Below are 17,210 nucleotides of genomic sequence, written 5' to 3' on the forward strand. Positions count from 1 at the left end.
CTGAAACACAATAGACTTAATTGTGCATTTTTACATAAATTTTATTCGACACATTTTTAATATGTGTTCAAAAACTCCATTATTTCTTATCTTTATTCCTATTTTTAGTTAATAATTAATAAATATACATTCAATGCACCGCCCAATCCTGTCAATCTTCATATATCCCTTGATATAAACCGGCATTGATCTATAAATCATTTTGAATAATATACACAATTCTATATTATAATTTAAAAAACCTTCGAATCCTCTTCCGGCAATTTATGAGCAAGCAGAAACTTTAATAAGTTTCAAAAGAACTTTCGATACATTATTACACTTTCTATCGTTGCATAAGCGAATACGAAATATTCGAAAAAGTGCGTTTCCTGGACATGGAAACGCACTTTTTTCGTATCAGAATAAATTCAAAAACTATCACAGTAATATCAGTAACATCACAAGAAGCACAATCTGTTTCACCCAATGGGTTCGATCCCCACATCCATGCTTCCAGACCGGAAGCCTTCCAAATCCATGGTGATATAGGTAAATCCCAACTCCTTCAGATAAGAGATGATCTCCTTACCCTTTTCCATCACTTCTCCCATCGCGTCCCGGTCCACCTCGATGCGGACAATGTCTTTATGAAGCCTCAGCCGCACATTTCCTTTCACAAGAGAGCTTACAAATTCCTCTCCTTTTCCAATGCGGTTCAGGATATCATAATCAATTTCTGTATTATACGGAAGACGGGTCGCCATACATGGAGCGGACGGCCTGGACGCCACGGAGATTCCGTACCATGAGGCCAGCTCCTTGACCTGGGCCTTGGTGATATGAAGCTCTGCCAGGGGGCTTATGATTCCCAGCTCCCTTAAAGCCTTGATTCCCGGACGGTAAACATGCAGATCATCTTCATTGGTCCCATCCATGATATAAGGAATATTCTTTTCCCCCGCATAATCCTTCAAAGACTGGAACAGCTTCTTTTTACACAGATAGCACCGGTTTACAGGATTAAAGCGTATCTCCTCCTGTTCCAGCTCATTGACGGAAACCACCTTATGTACTCCTCCCAGCTCCTTAGCCACTCTGGCAGCGATCTCCAGATCACAGGAGGGATGGAGACGGCTGTCAAAGGTTACCGCATAAACGGTTTTTCCCGTCTTTCCTGCAGCCTCTGCTGCCACCTTAAGCAATAAGCTGGAATCCACTCCCCCGGAAAAAGCCAGGCAAATATCCTCTTTGGCATAATCTGCCATCATCTGTTCCAGTCTCATTTTTATTTCTATCATGTTCTGTTCCATTATTTCTCCGTCTCCCTGCGTATGATACTGTATACAGTCTGGTAATCCAGCCCATTTTGTCTGCAAATACTTTTTACACTTTCAAATTCCGGGTAGCAGAACGTCCTGCCCTTGTAGGAGCAGATTTTTACCTCCGCCTCTCCGAATTCCGTCATAACCTTCCTTTTCTTCCGGTCTAAAATGGTTCTGGATACCGGGTATCTTCTGACTCCGATGGTGGTGGTCTGAATGAACAGGATATCCTCCATTTTACTTATCTCTTCTTCCCGGCAGATCAGACTGAGCATATAAGCAGGCCGGTTCTTTTTCATAAAAACAGGGGTATACCAGACATCCGCCGCTCCGGCTTCCAATAAGCATTCCATGGCAAAGCCAAAGGCTTCCCCGCTGCAGTCGTCAATATTGGCTTCCAATACCCACATATTTTCTCCTGCTCCTTCCTCTTCCATAAGAAGCATGGCCCGCAGAACGTTTGCCTGTTTAAAGTCCTTTTTCCCTGCGCCAAGCCCTGTCTTTAAGATCTGAAAAGAAGATGGAAGATTTTTTCTTGTCCCAAGGGCCGCCGCTATGGCTGCTCCGGTGGGAGTCACCATCTCTCCTTCATTGTCCGTAAGACGAAGCTTCAGACCATGTGACGACACAATGTTGGCCGTTGCAGGAACCGGAACCGGAATAACACCATGCTGGCACCGGACACTGCCATATCCTTCTGCCAGAGGAGATACCACAATCTCATCCACTCCCAGGCTGTCCACACAGACCGCCACACCGATGATGTCCACAATGGAATCAATGGCTCCCACCTCATGAAAATGGACCTCTTCCACAGGGATTCCATGTGCCTTTGACTCTGCCTCCGCCACGATATCAAACATACGCTTTGCCATTGCCTTTACCCTGCTGCTGGAATCCAGCCTGTCGATGATCGCGTATATATCCTGAAGATTCCGGTGGACTTGAAGGTGGTCTTGTCCATGACTATGGCCGTGTCCATGTTCGTGATCATGCTCATAACTATGACCACAATCATGTTCGTGGCTATGCTCATGCTCCTTATCATGATCATGACTATGACCGAAGTCATCTTCATGATCATTGTCATGTCCGTGATCCCCCTTATGGTCATGCCCTTCGTTTTCCAGAATAACGTCAAAGTCATAGGCATCCAGGCCGCATTTCCTGGTCCTGCCAAAATGAAGTTGATAGCCTTCTACCTCCAGGCTTTGCAGGGCCTTTGTAAAAGCTTCCCTATCCGCTCCCAGGTCTAAAAGAGCGCCTACCGTCATATCGCCGCTGATTCCTGAATTACATTCCAAGTACAGTATTTTTCCCATTTTATTTCACCGCCAGTCGATTGATTTGTGTTGCAATATACCCGGCCCCGTAACCATTATCAATATTTACAACGGAAATTCCATTTGCGCAGGAATTCAGCATTGTGAGAAGAGCGGACAGCCCATGGAAGCTGGCTCCGTAGCCTACCGAGGTAGGAACCGCAATGACCGGGCAGTCCGCCAGCCCGGCAATGACCGTTCCCAAGGCACCTTCCATTCCGGCCACCGCAACAATACAGTTGGCATTCCTGATCCTGTCCCTCTGGGATAGAAGGCGGTGGATTCCGGCTACCCCCACATCGAATATCCGGTCCACATGACAGCCGAAATATTCCGCAGTCTGTGCCGCTTCCTCTGCCACCGGGATATCCGCCGTTCCGCCTGTACAGACAGCCACGCAGCCCTTTCTCTCTTTCCCCGGCCGCTCCACCTTTAAGATCCTGGATATGGGATCATACACAACCTCCGGAACAGCGGATTTTACCAGCTCAAATTGCTCTTCCCGGGCCCTGGTTCCCAACACCTCTCCGTCTCTTTCATAGAATTTCTTATAAATCTCCACCAGGTATGGGTCCGGTTTTCCCTGACAAAAAACCGTCTCCCCAAAGCCGGAACGAAGCGCCCTGTGGTGATCCAGCTTTGCATAGCCCAGGTCTTCATAGGGAAGATCCTTTAACAACTGTTCTGCTTCCAGGATTTCCATTTCACCTGATTTTACAAGGTTAAGCATATCTCTAATATCCATAATTCCGAATCCCTCCTCTTACGGTGTTCCGTTTAACTCAAGTCTTCTTGTACATACGCGATCTAAAAGGCCCTGGGAATGACTGACCACCAAAAGTCCGATTTTGCGTCTCTCCGCTTCTGATATGAGAAAATTCCAGATCTGGCTCTGGGTGATCAAATCCAGCATGGTGCTGATCTCATCCGCAAGGAGAAACCTGGTTCCCCCGCCCAATGCACGGGCTATGCAGAAACGCTGAAGCTCACCTCCTGAAACCTCGGAAGGGTACCGGTTGAACCATTCCGGTTCAATGCCGAGTCCTTCTATCACACGATCTTCCACCCCGTCCCCCTCCTTTAAAACCTCCTTAAGCTTAAGCCTTGGGTTTACGGAGCTTTCCGGGTGCTGCCAGATCATCTGGACCGGACAATAACCCTTGTAGGAAGAAAGGGGCCTCCCATCCAAAAGCACTTCTCCCTTGTCAGGCGTTTCATATCCGGCAAGAATTTTGCAGTAAGTAGTCTTCCCAAAACCGCTGGGGGCGACCAGCCCCAGACGTTCGCCGCTGTCCATGTACATGGTCAGATTGTTTAATATTTGCTTATTCCCATTATCATACCGGAATGATATGTTTTTTGCTTCCAGTCTCACCTTATCCCTCCTCTGCCTTTACGCACCGGACCATTCCACCATCCAGGCCAACGTACTCCACTTCCCTTAAACATCTTGCCTCCCGAAGCTCACACCTGGGGGCATAGGGGCAGCCTGATGGGCGGTCCTTCATATAAGGCTGGGCTCCCGGCGCCGCCCAAAATCCATGTTCCGGCATAGCCCTGTAAAGGGCTTTTGAATATGGATGGCGCAGAAATCGTTCCTCTCTGAAATCAGCGGCAGAAGCTTCCTCAACACAGGTTCCTGCATAGAATACCACAATCCGGTCCGCAACCTCAAGTGCCAGCTCCAGATCATGAGTGATGAGAAGCACACCTGCTCCTTCATCAGCCATTTCCCGGAAATGGGACAGCACCCGTTTTGCCGCCTCCAGATGAAGCCCGGGGGTGGGCTCATCTGCTATGACCAGCTTAGGTCTTTCCATGACCGCAGTGGAAATCAGGATTCTTCTGGTCATTCCCCCCGACAGTTCAAAGGGATAGAGCTTTTCCACGGTCTCATCAAGTCCATACCGCCTAAGGGTTTGAAGGCTTTCACCCCTGCTCCCCTGATCCCGTTTCCCTTTCCTGATCTGAGGTCCTGCCTTCATTAAAGGATCCAGATAAGAAACGCTTTGAGGTACCAGAACGATCTCCTTTCCCCGAAGCTTCTCCATCCGTTTTTCCGTAAGCTTTTCCCCATAATAAGATATCTCTCCGGACCATGACGCATTGTAAGGCAGGATTCCCAGCACACCATGAGCCAGCAGGCTCTTTCCCGAGCCGCTGGAACCCACCACAGCCACCAGTTCTCCTTCTCTCACGGTCAGGCTTACGTCCTTGACAGCCAAAAGAGTGGTCCTTTGGATCCACCGTTCATATTGGGTAAATGAAACTGACAGGTTTTTTACCGACAGAACCGTTTTCTTCTCTTCCAATCCATTCCCTCCTATTGATGCACGAAACCCGGGTCCATAAGCCTGCTCACCATTTCTCCTGTTAAGTGAAACAGCAAAACAACAGCAACCAGAAATACTCCCGGAAACAGGGCCAGCCACCATTTTCCCATTGCCAGGTATTTCATGCTTTCAGACAGGATCACGCCGATGGCAGGCTGCTCCGGGGAAAGCCCGAAGCCCAGAAACGTGATACTGGCCTCATGAAGGATGGCATGGGGAAATAACAGCACAAGCCCTACCAAAAGCTGAGAGATCAAATGAGGCGTCATATGCTTAAGGGCTGTTTTAAATCCACCGTGACCAAGCTTACGGGCAATTTTTATGTATTGGCTCTCCTTAAGCTGAAGGACCTCTCCCCTGATCAGCCTTGCAAGGGAGGTCCAGTGGGTTAAGGAGATTCCCACCACAACGCCCTTAAAGCCTTTACCTATGGCAAAGGAGATCAAAACCAGCAAAAGGATATGGGGAATCCCCATGACAAGATCAATGAGCCCATTCACAAGTCCATCCGCCGCCTTTCCCATGGACGCTGCAAGAAGTCCCAGAAAAAAGGCAATCACTGTGCTGACCGCTGCTGTGAGAAGGCCGATGCGAATGCTCATGGAAAGGCCGGTCATGGTCCGCGCAAACATATCCCGGCCCATCCAGTCCGTGCCAAAGGGGTGGGAAAAGCAGGGCGGCATATTTTTTCTGGAAAAATCAGTGACCATGGCCTCTGTCCTGTAAAGCTGTCCGGCAATGGTCACAGCCGCCAAAAGAGCGGTAAAAAGCACCAGGAGGCAGATCATGGACTTCCGGCCATTCCATTGTTTCATGCGCCTTCCCTCCCTTTCCTCATTCTTGGGTCCACCGCGCCATAAAGCACATTTGCCGTAAAATTCCCTGTAAATACAATGGCCGCACTGATGACCGTGATACCCAGAAGCAGGGGGACATCACCGCCAAGTCCGGCTGTCACGGCCGCCTGTCCCAGTCCCGGATAGGAAAATACCTGTTCCACCAGAACCGAGCCTCCAAAGATTTCGCTGACCGAAGCAAGCTGAAGGGTCAGGGCAGGCAGAAGAATGTTCCGGATTCCGTGCCGGAAAACAATCTGGCTTTTGGACTCTCCTCTTGCCTTTGCAAAAAGGACATAATCACTCTCCATAACCTGAATCATTTTCCCCCTTGTATGAAGAAGGATGCTGGACATTCCGGAAATGGAAAGGGTCAGGCAGGGCAAAATCCCATGCACCACCCGGTCCTTTAAGGTAACCTCTGCCGCTTCCATGCCTATGGGAACGCTTAACCCGATGGGAAGCATCTTAAGCCATACGGCAAACACCATCAAGAGCACAAGCGCCAGCCAAAAAGCTGGAGTGCTTGCAGTCATGAGGGCATAAGCGGAGATCACCTTATCCACTGTTTTTCCCCTGTTCGCACCTGCCAGGGTTCCCAGGGCAAAACCAGCCGCCCCGGAAACCAGCCAGGCAACCGCCATCAGCCAAAGGGAGTTTGACAGCTTCACTCCAATCACATGGGATACCGGCTGGCGGTATAAAAGAGAGGTACCCATATCCCCTTTTATAAAATCGCCGGCCCAGGAAAGGAAGCGTTCTGCCGGCGGCAAGTCGGTTCCCCAGTATTCCGAAAGCTTTGCGATCTGCTCCTGACTCATGGAGCCAAGGGCTACCTGGCCCACATTGACCTTTAAAGGATCAATGGGAGAAACCGATACCAGAAAAAAGGCCGCCGCGCTTACCAGAAAAAGGAGAATTACCATCCGCCCAAGCTGTTTAAGAGAAAAATAAAGGATTTTCCTTCCAAACCGGCTGCTTTTCATGGTTCCCAGCTCCACTGGTCCACGTTATTTACAATGGACCAGCCGTGCCCATGAGGATGAAGCTTCTGGTCTGCGACCTTTAATCCATCCTTTACCCAATATAAATGATCAATATTCACAAGCCAGATCCAGGGAATATCTCCGCTTTGGGTAATGCCTGTTTCCCCATCCCACTGAGCCTTTTTCCACAGCTCATAGGATTTATCCAGATCACTTTCCGCCAGAGCTTCATCCATGTACTGATCCACCTTTTGATTGGCATAAGGAGAATAAGAGGCAAGCCCGGTTTCCTCCATGGTATGGTAAATGTTATAAAGCTCCATGGGTGTATGGGCGCCCCACCCCCAGATCAACGGCTGTGTCTGAGCTTTGTCATAGGCGGTGTCCCAGCCTACTCCTTCCATCTGCCCGTCAATTCCAAGCTTTTTCAGTTGATTGATGGTGTCCGCCGCAAGGGCCTGCCTTACGGAATCTCCTGCCGTATAGAGGAAATGGAGTTCCGCCCGTTTCCCATCTTTCACCCGGATTCCATCGCTGCCTATTTTCCAGCCTGCCTCATCAAGCAATGCCCCGGCCCCTTCCGGGTCATACTCCGTCTTTGCAGAAGGCTCATACCATGGCATTTTGTCACAGACGCTGTAAGCGGGGCTGCCGTATCCGTTCAGTACGTTATTTATCATTTCCTCACGGTCAATTCCGATGTTGATCGCCCTTCTGACCCTTACGTCACTGGTAAAATCATTTCCCATAGGAACTCCCTTTTCCGATACGCTTCCGGAAGGAACGGCCGGAAGGTTAAATCCACGGTTATCCACGGTTTTGCAGTCCAAAAGTCCGTATCCTGGCACCGTTAAATCCGAATAGGAAGCAGCCGTATATGCAATATCCGCCTGCCCGGACTGGACTGCCGCCAAAGCCCCATCTTCTTCCATGAAGAGGACCGTGACCCTTTTCATCTTTGGCGCTTCTCCATAATAGTCCGGATTAGCTTCCAGGATCACCTGCTGCCCTCTGTCCCATTGCTTTAATATGTACCTGCCGGATCCGATGGGGTGTTCCCCATAATCCGGTCCATATGCATGTTCCGGCACGATTCCTGTCACAGCCATGGTGTAAGGCCAGATGGAATAGGGATGCTTCATATGGAACACCACGGTCGTGTCATCCACTGCCTCTGCCCTGTCCAGCATGGTGAAATCATTCACAGAACTGGTATCCCTTAAAGTATTATAAGTAAATGCCACATCCTGTCCGGTCAGTTTCTCCCCATCTGTAAAGGAAACGTCATCCCGGATCTTTACGGTCCAGGTCAGGCTGTCGCTGCTGACCGTTAAATCCGTTGCCAGATCATAGCCAATGTTCAAATCCTTATCAGTGACCGTAAGCGTGCTTTGAATCAAAGGCTCATGGACGTGTTCCCCGGCTCCCCAGCCATAAGCCGGATCAAATCCTGCCTCAGGCTCTGAACTGACACCCATCACCACTACGACCCTGTCCTTATTCCCGGCATTGTCTGCTTCCGTCGATTCCGTAACCGCCTGCGTCTGTCCCCCGTCCTGTGTCCCGCCGGCATTTCCACAACCATTCATAACCATGGCAGACAGCACCAAAGCTGCAGCGATCCTCCAACTATGCTTTATCATTGTTCTCCTCCTCCATAAGCAATCTTCTCCGTGTCCGGTATTTCCCGCAAGAAAAACAGATACCAGAAACAGTCATACGTATTCCTTGGGAATACCCATACCTTCCTGGTATCTGTTTTCTTTATGATTATATTTTGACCTCAGTGGTGACTTCTGTCAGCCCTTAAGAAAAAGTATACGTAAAAATCACCCATACGTCAACGGCTTTTTAAACAAACGTTTGCAAAACTCCGGTATTTTAAGAAAGCTTCTTTAATAAGATGTCACGTAAATATCCACCGTACTTTTCTTTGGTTAAGACGACCTCATAACCTTGTTTTATCATATTGTTTTTGCTGTACCTGTTCTCCGGATGAACCGTACACATCAGATACCGATATCCCTGTTTTAAAAGTTCCTCCTCTGCGGTCTTCATCAGGGAATACTGAAGGCCATTTCCCCGGTATCCGGGAAGAATGGCAACCGACTCCATATGGGCGACTTTTCCAAGCTCCTCTTCGGATAGACCGATGTCACGGCCAAGGTTTTCTACCCCGCTTCCCGGCAATGCAGCAATAAAAACACCTGCCAGGGCCCCGGAATCCGCTTCAAAAGCCTTATAACCGATTCCGTTTCCCTCTTTTAGCGTATGGCAGGTGTATTCCGAATCATCGGCAACAAACCAGTCCTTCTGCTGGATTTGCTGCCACACCGATTGGATCATGTCAGCCACGATCTGATAATCCTCTAGGACTGCCCTTTCAATCAGAAATTCCATATCCCGTCTTCCTTCAAAACGACAGAATTTAAAAACCCTTCATGCTCCCGGACTTCCCCTTGAAGGACTTTGACCGTTTCCCGGGGTAGTTCCATTTCCGGCGCGGCGCTCCCGCCATGGAACCAGCTGTACATACCGGCACAAAGCAAAATCATGATCAGGCAAAACGCAATCAGCATGATCTTATTATATAAATTTTTATCCTCCACACCGTTTCCCCTTTCTTCCATTATGTAACCAGTCTATGCTTCCGGCAAATGCCTGCATTCTTAAACATTCCTTGTAAAACGGCACTGGGGAAAATTGGTGCAGCCATAAAAATCCCCGAATTTTCCGCTGCGGCGCCTAAGTACTCCGCCGCATTGGGGGCAGATCTCAGCCTCCTCTATATGATGCAGCTTTCCCATGTGCTCGTAGCACCTCTGGTTCATGACACAATCAGCAAGCGCCCGGTGGGCTCCCTCCGTATCAATATGGAAATATGCCGAAATATCCGTCAGACGGTAGCGGTTTAGCTGTGGTAAGCAGGCTTTTGCCATATAAAGGGTGTCAACGTAATCATTTGCCACCTCTTTTCCCAGCTCCTCTGCTGCCTTGCAAAGGAAAAGCAGGTCAAAGGACTGAATATTATGCCCTACCAGAATTTCCCCTTCTATAAAGGAAAGAAAATCCGGGAAAACCTCCTTTAGTCCAGGCGCTTCCCTTACCATATCATCTGTAATTCCATTTACATTGGTAGCACCGGCCGGAATGTGGGTCCCAGGATTAACCAGTGTATTAAACTCGGCGACAGGCTCATGTCCCTTCACCTTGATTGCGGAAATCTCAATAATGGAATCTTCTTCGGCACTGATGCCTGTAGTTTCCAAATCAAATACCACATAATTCTCTGCATATTGGTTTAAACGTCTGCCTGTGAATTGTCTGATGGCCATAGATTCCTCCATTCTTTTGTACGTTAAAGAATATATGTAACACCTCCATTATACCCTCTATCCCTTCATTCATCAAGCAAAAATCAACGGATGGCCACCATCTGCTCCGCCACTGTCTCCGCCTCTTCTGCTGAAAAATATCCGCACTTCTCCATTCTTTGAAGGACCTTCATCTGCCTTCTCTCCGCCAGAACAGGATTCTTCGACGGGGCGTATTTGGAAGGAGCGTTAGGAACACCGGCTAAGAGAGTGCTCTCATACTCTGTCATTTCCTCAGGTTCTTTTTTAAAGTAGCCCTCGCTGGCATCGCCCACGCTGTAATATCCGTCTCCAAAATAAATGCAATTTACATACAGTTCAAAAATTTCATCCTTGGTATAATTTCTCTCTATGTCATAGGCCATGAACACCTCAGCCGCTTTTCTGGCAATCTCTTTGTCCTGGTCAAAATATAAGTTCTTAGCAAGCTGCTGGGTTATGGTGCTTCCGCCTTCCACAAACCGACCGGCTCTGATATCGTTTGCAGCCGCCCGGGCAATGGCGATCGGGTCGATCCCGTTATGGTGGTAAAACCGATGATCCTCAACAGATATGACTGCATTCACATAAATCTGGGGCAGGTTTTCGTATTCCGTATATCCTTCCTTATCCCGGATCGCCTCCACCCGGTCCTGCAGACCGGTTTCTAAAAGGGCTTCCCGGTACATCTCATACCCCTTATATGCCACAGTGAATCCGGCCAAAAGACATACTGTCATCAGTAAAAACATGGTTCTTCTTATAAATGTTCCGATTTTCATAGATTCACTGCCTCCTTTTTGTTATATAATATGTCATGATTCTGAATAAATTGTATCATAGAGTTCCACTAAAAGTAGGAATAATTCCTTATATTTCCCTAAAGTTTTCGGACATGTTCTGACAAAACCCTTACCAGTTCTTACAAATTAATGAAAGGATGGAAAAAACCAGCACTCCCAGGCTGACAAAACGCCTGTAAAATGCTGATTTTTCCTATTTATCATCTCATATAGTTCTTCCAGTCAAATACCGGACCATGATCTCCCCGGCCAACCTTCATCATATAGGTATGCCGGTTGGGATCATAGAGGGGGTCCCCGGTGATTTCATCGTATTGCCTTGCATGATATACCATGATATCCTGAATCCCGTCTTCATCTTTCACAAAACAATTATGCCCCGGTCCAAAAATTCCCGCTTCCCGCACCGTCTTAAATACAGGCTCCCGGTTCTTTTTCCATGCATTCCGGTCCAGCAAATCTTCACCTGCAGCAATGCTTAAAAGCCCCATGCAGTAGCGAGACCCTGTAGAACTGGCAGAATAAGTGACATAGATCCTGTCACCATGCTTTAAAACCGACGGTCCTTCATTGACCCAGAATCCTACCCTTTCCCAGTCATAGTCCGGGGTGGAAAGAGTCACCTGTTCCGATGAAAGCTTCCACGGCGTCTCCATTCTGGCTATGTACAGGTTTGAAATCTTCTTTCCCACGCTGACTTTTTCCGCCCAGATGCAGTACCAGTTCCCGCCATGATCAAAAACCGTCATATCCAGGGAAAAATCCTGAAATGAATAATCATCAAAGGGCTGCATCATGCCCAGCTCTCTCCAGGTCCCTGTCATTGGGTCTTGTTCCCTGCATTCCAGTACATAAGGACGGATCGCCCAAACGTCTTCCGAATCCCCTGCTGCAAAATAAACGTACCACCTGCCATTCATATAATGAAGCTCCGGAGCCCAGATATGGGCGCTCATGATCCCTTTCTGATGCTTTTCCCAGATGGTCACTTCTTTTTCATCCTTTAATCCAAGGATCGTATCCGAGCGGCGAAGGATGATCCGGTCGTATTCCGGCACCGATGCGGTAAAATAATAGCTTCCGTCTCCATGCCGGTATACATACGGATCTGCTCTCCGGGCGATAAAAGGTTCATTATAAGGGGTCATATCATAATTACGGCTGTCCATCTCCTGCCACCTCTACCCTTTCACAGCCCCTGCCATCATACCTTCAATAAAGTATTTCTGGAATGCCACAAACAGGAGGAATATGGGGATTACAGAGAAAACAGAACCCACGATCAAAAGGCTGTAATTATCTCCATAAGGATTGATGAGCGTATTTAAGCCCAGGGTCAGGGGATACTTTTCAGAAGACCGGATCACCAGAAGAGGCCACAGATAATTGTTCCATGCATTCATCCCATTGAGAATGGCCATGGCGGAAAATGCAGGCTTCATCAGAGGAACGATCAGCCTGTAAAAAATCCCGTACTCGGTGGCGCCGTCGATCCTTCCAGCCTCTAAAAGGGACCCCGGAATACTCACCAGATACTGCCGGAAGAAGAAGATCGTAGAGGCGTGGGCAACAAAGGGAAGAATGACGGCGGCATAGCTGTCCATCATCTTCCAGCCGGACATCTGTTTATACAAGGGAAGCATGACTACCTCCAAAGGAATGGAGAGGATCAGAAGAACGATGACAAACAGAACCTTCTTTCCTTTGAATTCATAAACTGCGAATCCATATCCCACAAAGGAGCTTACAAGCAGAGTGCTCACCACCGTGACAACGGTAAGGCAGATGCTGTTAAAGAACCATTTCCAGTATTCATGCTGCCCCGCAAACAGAAGGACATAGTTATCAAGACTCATTCTTGAAAAGCGGATATCCAGGTTAAGACCGTATTGCAGCAGATCACTTCCCGGTTTAAAGCTGGCTACAAACAGCACCCAGATGGGGAGAATGATCAATACGGCAAGGCTGGCAAACAAAAGGACCAGTGCGGCGGCGGCCGCCTTTCTTCTGCCCTGCATGTTTGCTGTGTTTCTTTCGTTCATTTCATTCCCTCCCTTCTTCAAATGTACCTGTGATCTTCAGCTGAATGATGTTTACCAGCATAACAACCAGCAAAAGAATAAGGCCTACCGCACAGGCATAGCCCAGAGCCCTTTTTTCAACCCCCTGCCTGTAAAGGTACCCAACAATGGTAAGACCGATGTTATTGGGGGAGTTATTTCCTTTAAACAGCATATTGCTTTCAAGAAACATGGACAAGCCCGCATAGATACTGATCGTAAGGACATAAACCGTAGTAGGCTTGACCAGTGGCACGGATATTTTAGAAAACTGCTGCCATTTGGAGGCTCCGTCAATGGCAGCCGCCTCATAAAGATCAGAAGAAATGCTCTGAAGACCTGAAAGGAAGTAAAGGATATTCACTCCGGTCCATCTCCAGCAGGCCAAAAGCAGAAGAGCAAAATAACTGGTCCCTGCCCCCTTCAGCCATTTTATTGGGGCTGCTCCAAAAAATCCCAGCACCTGGTTAAAAAGAGAGGTGGAGGACTCCCCGAACATAAGACGGAAAATAGTACCTGCCACCACAACAGAAGTCAGCGCCGGTATGAAATAGACGGATTTAAAAAAGTCCGCCTTTTTCATTAACCTGCTGTTTAACAGAGTCGCAAACAGCATTGGAAAAGGAATCAGAAGGATCAGCGTTCCTGCCATATATTTAAAGCTGTTCCACAATGCTTTCATAAATATTTTATCAGACAGCAGCCTCGTATAATTGTCAAATCCAACCCATTGCTCTTTTAATACATCCTGAAAGCTTAAAAGGACCCCATTGCAGATGGGCACAAGCCAGAACAACAATACCGTGATCACAAACGGGCAGATAAATACATAAGGAGCTATCTTTTTCGAGTAAAAGAACTTCTTCATTTCGCATACCCCTTTTCTGATAGGAAATCATTCATCGGCTGCAGGAGATATGCCATACTCCTGCAGCCCGCAGCCTTTCCTATTCTTTAAATTCATTATTCAGGGTTTCCTGGGAGGATTGAAGGGCCTCTGTCACCTCCACCCCGTCTTCAAAAATACTGTTTAGAGTCACATTGCAGAATTCATTGTTGATGGAGGGATATTTTTCATCCGTATAAGCCCGTAAGGATCCAATGCTGTCCTTTGTTTTAAGCAGGGTATCAAAGGGGTAATTGGTAAAATACTGGACAAACTGGTTATCCGGGTTCTGTGTCAGGGAAGTATCCGTCCATACCGCAGTATTGACCGGGTCAAAGCCTAATACATTCCATACTTCCTTGTTGGCATCCTCGGAAAGCTTGATGTAAGCCATTACTTCCGCCGCAAGCTGTGCATGTTCTCCGGATTTCACAATGGCAGTACCCGTACCGCCTCCGCCGATGGTGGCTGCTTCTTTGTCGTTTTCATTCCATACCGGTACTGTGGCGATGGCTACCTGCTTCTTTAAATCCTTCATATAATTTACGTATCTTGAGGTCTGCCAGAACGGCATGATCTGAACGGCATAATCTCCTGAGTTGTAGAATGGGTACGCTTCCTCATTGTCCGGCTGCCCGCCTGGAACCGTTGCAAATGCGCCGGTTTCCTGCATTCCCTTTATGTATTCCAGCACTTCCACCATTTCCTTGCTCGCCAGGTTGAGTTTCCCGTTTTCATCAACATAGTCCCCGCCCTTCTGAGCCAGCATCAGGTTGACCATCCACTGGGCAGAGGTTTCCACACAGGCGAAATATTTCCCGGTGGTCTCATGATACTTTACACCCGCTTCCTTAAACTGATCCCAGGTCTTAATATCTTCATATTTTATTCCAGCGTCACTTAACAGCTTTTCATTGTAAAATGCCACCGTTGTCCCTACATGGGTCGGAAATCCGTATTCCTTCCCGTCTTTCGTGTAAATATCCAGCCTGGATTTTACAATGTTCTTCCTGTAAGGTTCAATCGCATCATTTAGCTCCATGAGGCCGATCTTTCCTGTCATAAATGCAGGAAACTTACCAAGCTCGATATCCACAATATCCGGGGCCCCTTCCCCAGATTCCAGCGCAAGGGACAGTTTATTGTGCATGTCATCATAGGGCATATTGCTTAGCACCAGCTTCACCTTTTTATCCGGATGGGCTTCGTTCCATTTCTCCGCCATTGCCACGTAAAAGTTCTGATGCAGTTCAATAAAGGTCCACACGTTCAATGTGGTCACATCATTTCCGCCTACCTCCATCTCCTTTTTTCCTGCCGAAGATACACCTTTGGTGGTTTCCCCGGAAACTCCCTTGGCGCTGTTGCATCCAGTGATCATGGATGCTGCCATTGCTGCACAAAGCAGCCCAGCTAATATCCGCTTTTTCATGATAAATCCTCCTTTTTATTATCCTGCTTTATCAAATCAGATGATACCATCTGTATGACTCCCACCGGATGAGCTCTTTTATCCATACCGTCATCACTCCTGTTTTCCGGTTCCCCCATTTGCTTTATGGAACTGCTTTCTCCATCTGCTTATAAATCGTTTAATATATTCCATTGATCAGTTATCATCACTTCCCTCACAGGAAACTATATTTCTATTTCATGTTTTATCTTTGATTTGAAACATCTACACCGGAATATTCCTCAACCTTTTTATCCATTATGGTTATTTCGATTTCTGCATTTTATATTAAACGTTTAATCAAAAAAATAATATTAAAGGTGATTTTATCTGGAAATAATCACCACCAATTCATGCAATTTCATACTAGCACATGAGTTTTGATCTGTAAAGTACTTTTGCACAATTTTTTATTTTTTTAAATCGTTTAACTATGTAACTTTTACTTACTTTTTTGTTATAAAATGTAGAACAACATCATTTAACCTGGTTTTCACTTGCAATCATCCGAAAAGCAGCCTCTTTCAGTCATCTCATTCTCCATTGTTTCTCTGCAAAAAAAGAAACGTTTACACAGCCGATCCCATGTAAAACGTCCCTTTTTGTAATTTGACCAATGAACTGGTTCTATTCAATACTCTTTATCGATTTACGGATCAGAAGCTTGCACCCCACGGAGCAGACATTTTCAGCGTCAGTCTCCAGCTCCTGCCCGTTGATAAGGCCGATGACCAGTTCACTGGCTTTGTGTCCGATATCATGAAGTGGAAGCCTTATGGTGGTAAGAGGGGGCCGGTAATACCCTGATAATTCCCGGTCATCGTATCCTGCCACCGATAGGTCAGCGCCCACGTTCATGCCCAGCTCCTCCAGGCGGTCATACACCCCTCCGGCCATTAAGTCATTCATGCAGAAGATGGCAGTCACTCCCTTTTCAAGGAGCAGGCAGGCACACCGGTACCCCGATTCTCTGGTCCAGTCCCCTTCTATCACAAGGCTTGGATCGTATAAAATCCTGTTTTGAAACAGAGCCTGCTGATACCCCACCAGCCTGGCCTGTGCATGAAGGCTGTCCGGCTTTCCTGTAATTACCCCGACTCTCTTATGGCCGTGCTCCAGCAGATACTGCATGATTTCAGCAGCGCCATGGACATCATCCACCACAACAGAAGGTACCTTCATACTTTTGGAATATCCGTAAGCCATTACGGCAGGTATCGGCAGTGTATCAGGGATACAACGGATGATGCGCTCATGAGCAGCCACATATATAATCCCTTCCACCTGTTTTTCCATCAGCTTTTTTATCTCAAGCCCCACCTGCCCATAATAATCATCCCGGTTATAATAAGTATCATCGTATTTTTTAAACAGCCTTAGATTTGTCAAAAGTATCTGGTAATCCAGCTCCTGACAATAGTCCGTAATGCCGTCTATGACGTCGGGGATGCTGAATATGGTCATATCCTCCGCAATGACCCCAATGCTTCTCGTCTTTTGCAGCTTTAAGTTCTTTGCAACAACGTTAGGGGTATAATCCAGCTTTTCAGCCATTTCTAAAACCAGTTTTCTTGTTTTTTCACTTGCGCCAGGTTTGTTGTTTAATATATTTGATACTGTGGCCACTGATACACCGCAGCATTTTGCCAATTCCTTTATGGTTGCCATCGCCTGCCTCCAGAACCTTTTGGTTTAATTAACTCAGATTTTTATGTAATTGTCAATAGGACAGGAGAAAATATTAAACGTTTCAGTTGGCGCTTCCTTTTTTCTTTGGGTATTTTCACAAACCCATGGAATTTTCCTTTTTTATTTAGTATACTTATCATAAAGCAAGCCTGACCACTACAATGAACCGCCTGGAATGGCTATTC

General features: G+C 47.3%; 17 protein-coding genes. All 17 read right to left on the reverse strand.

The window, feature by feature from the left end; genetic code table 11:
* Window positions 1–461 precede the first annotated feature (461 nt).
* The 17 genes from larE to AC27IJ_RS02600 all read right to left on the reverse strand — a co-directional run bounded on the left by larE (window position 462) and on the right by AC27IJ_RS02600 (window position 17,004).
* Window positions 462–1,292: an ATP-dependent sacrificial sulfur transferase LarE gene (gene larE / locus AC27IJ_RS02520; protein WP_312446365.1), complete on the reverse strand. Its 831-nt coding sequence runs from the start codon at window positions 1,290–1,292 to the stop codon at window positions 462–464.
* Window positions 1,292–2,626, reverse strand: a complete 1,335-nt coding sequence (gene larC, locus AC27IJ_RS02525; RefSeq protein WP_312503228.1) for a nickel pincer cofactor biosynthesis protein LarC — start codon at window positions 2,624–2,626, stop codon at window positions 1,292–1,294. The genes larE and larC overlap by 1 nt, the downstream gene beginning before the upstream one ends.
* A gap of 1 nt (window position 2,627) precedes the next feature.
* Window positions 2,628–3,371, reverse strand: coding sequence for a nickel pincer cofactor biosynthesis protein LarB (larB, locus tag AC27IJ_RS02530; RefSeq protein ID WP_312446363.1), 744 nt, complete (start codon window positions 3,369–3,371; stop codon window positions 2,628–2,630).
* 18 nt (window positions 3,372–3,389) lie between these two features.
* Window positions 3,390–4,001 (reverse strand): ABC transporter ATP-binding protein, encoded by a 612-nt coding sequence (locus AC27IJ_RS02535; protein WP_312446362.1) that lies wholly within the window; start codon window positions 3,999–4,001, stop codon window positions 3,390–3,392.
* 1 nt (window position 4,002) lies between these two features.
* A complete protein-coding gene (locus AC27IJ_RS02540; protein ID WP_312446361.1) occupies window positions 4,003–4,938 on the reverse strand; it encodes an ABC transporter ATP-binding protein in 936 nt (311 codons plus the stop codon).
* Between the two features lie 11 nt (window positions 4,939–4,949).
* Window positions 4,950–5,774, reverse strand: a complete 825-nt coding sequence (locus AC27IJ_RS02545; protein WP_487147331.1) for an ABC transporter permease — start codon at window positions 5,772–5,774, stop codon at window positions 4,950–4,952.
* Complete coding sequence (locus AC27IJ_RS02550; protein WP_313154375.1) at window positions 5,771–6,781, reverse strand: ABC transporter permease; 1,011 nt, start codon at window positions 6,779–6,781, stop codon at window positions 5,771–5,773. Before AC27IJ_RS02550 ends, AC27IJ_RS02545 begins: the two co-directional genes overlap by 4 nt.
* Window positions 6,778–8,424, reverse strand: a complete 1,647-nt coding sequence (locus AC27IJ_RS02555) for an ABC transporter substrate-binding protein (protein ID WP_487147332.1) — start codon at window positions 8,422–8,424, stop codon at window positions 6,778–6,780. Before AC27IJ_RS02555 ends, AC27IJ_RS02550 begins: the two co-directional genes overlap by 4 nt.
* A 238-nt stretch (window positions 8,425–8,662) precedes the next feature.
* Complete coding sequence (locus AC27IJ_RS02560; RefSeq protein ID WP_312503241.1) at window positions 8,663–9,181, reverse strand: GNAT family N-acetyltransferase; 519 nt, start codon at window positions 9,179–9,181, stop codon at window positions 8,663–8,665.
* A complete protein-coding gene (locus AC27IJ_RS02565) occupies window positions 9,169–9,390 on the reverse strand; it encodes a hypothetical protein (RefSeq protein WP_487147333.1) in 222 nt (73 codons plus the stop codon). Before AC27IJ_RS02565 ends, AC27IJ_RS02560 begins: the two co-directional genes overlap by 13 nt.
* 60 nt (window positions 9,391–9,450) lie before the next feature.
* Entirely contained in the window at window positions 9,451–10,116 is a 666-nt protein-coding gene (locus tag AC27IJ_RS02570) for an exonuclease domain-containing protein (RefSeq protein WP_487147334.1), read from the reverse strand.
* 83 nt (window positions 10,117–10,199) lie between these two features.
* Complete coding sequence (locus AC27IJ_RS02575) at window positions 10,200–10,916, reverse strand: transglycosylase domain-containing protein (RefSeq protein WP_313257509.1); 717 nt, start codon at window positions 10,914–10,916, stop codon at window positions 10,200–10,202.
* Window positions 10,917–11,137: 221 nt separating this feature from the next.
* Window positions 11,138–12,106 (reverse strand): glycoside hydrolase family 43 protein, encoded by a 969-nt coding sequence (locus tag AC27IJ_RS02580; RefSeq protein WP_487147335.1) that lies wholly within the window; start codon window positions 12,104–12,106, stop codon window positions 11,138–11,140.
* Between the two features lie 12 nt (window positions 12,107–12,118).
* Window positions 12,119–12,979, reverse strand: a complete 861-nt coding sequence (locus AC27IJ_RS02585) for a carbohydrate ABC transporter permease (RefSeq protein ID WP_312446351.1) — start codon at window positions 12,977–12,979, stop codon at window positions 12,119–12,121.
* Between the two features lies 1 nt (window position 12,980).
* The gene (locus tag AC27IJ_RS02590) at window positions 12,981–13,865 is read right to left on the reverse strand and encodes a carbohydrate ABC transporter permease (RefSeq protein WP_312503253.1); all 885 of its coding nucleotides are present in this window, start codon (window positions 13,863–13,865) and stop codon (window positions 12,981–12,983) included.
* Between the two features lie 79 nt (window positions 13,866–13,944).
* Window positions 13,945–15,315, reverse strand: a complete 1,371-nt coding sequence (locus tag AC27IJ_RS02595; RefSeq protein ID WP_312446349.1) for an ABC transporter substrate-binding protein — start codon at window positions 15,313–15,315, stop codon at window positions 13,945–13,947.
* A gap of 648 nt (window positions 15,316–15,963) precedes the next feature.
* Window positions 15,964–17,004, reverse strand: a complete 1,041-nt coding sequence (locus tag AC27IJ_RS02600; protein WP_312446347.1) for a LacI family DNA-binding transcriptional regulator — start codon at window positions 17,002–17,004, stop codon at window positions 15,964–15,966.
* Between the last annotated feature and the right edge of the window lie 206 nt (window positions 17,005–17,210).

Source organism: Lacrimispora sp. YZC11 (genome assembly GCF_057543815.1).

Coding starts and splice junctions, on each gene's coding strand:
- AC27IJ_RS02580 (WP_487147335.1), bottom strand. CDS start 12,106: ATGGACAGCCGTAATTATGATATGACCCCTTATAATGAACCTTTTATC.
- AC27IJ_RS02595 (WP_312446349.1), bottom strand. CDS start 15,315: ATGAAAAAGCGGATATTAGCTGGGCTGCTTTGTGCAGCAATGGCAGCA.
- AC27IJ_RS02600 (WP_312446347.1), bottom strand. CDS start 17,004: ATGGCAACCATAAAGGAATTGGCAAAATGCTGCGGTGTATCAGTGGCC.
- larC (WP_312503228.1), bottom strand. CDS start 2,626: ATGGGAAAAATACTGTACTTGGAATGTAATTCAGGAATCAGCGGCGAT.
- AC27IJ_RS02545 (WP_487147331.1), bottom strand. CDS start 5,774: ATGAAACAATGGAATGGCCGGAAGTCCATGATCTGCCTCCTGGTGCTT.
- AC27IJ_RS02560 (WP_312503241.1), bottom strand. CDS start 9,181: ATGGAATTTCTGATTGAAAGGGCAGTCCTAGAGGATTATCAGATCGTG.
- AC27IJ_RS02575 (WP_313257509.1), bottom strand. CDS start 10,916: ATGAAAATCGGAACATTTATAAGAAGAACCATGTTTTTACTGATGACA.
- AC27IJ_RS02590 (WP_312503253.1), bottom strand. CDS start 13,865: ATGAAGAAGTTCTTTTACTCGAAAAAGATAGCTCCTTATGTATTTATC.
- AC27IJ_RS02550 (WP_313154375.1), bottom strand. CDS start 6,781: ATGAAAAGCAGCCGGTTTGGAAGGAAAATCCTTTATTTTTCTCTTAAA.
- AC27IJ_RS02555 (WP_487147332.1), bottom strand. CDS start 8,424: ATGATAAAGCATAGTTGGAGGATCGCTGCAGCTTTGGTGCTGTCTGCC.
- larE (WP_312446365.1), bottom strand. CDS start 1,292: ATGGAACAGAACATGATAGAAATAAAAATGAGACTGGAACAGATGATG.
- AC27IJ_RS02570 (WP_487147334.1), bottom strand. CDS start 10,116: ATGGCCATCAGACAATTCACAGGCAGACGTTTAAACCAATATGCAGAG.
- AC27IJ_RS02585 (WP_312446351.1), bottom strand. CDS start 12,979: ATGAACGAAAGAAACACAGCAAACATGCAGGGCAGAAGAAAGGCGGCC.
- larB (WP_312446363.1), bottom strand. CDS start 3,371: ATGGATATTAGAGATATGCTTAACCTTGTAAAATCAGGTGAAATGGAA.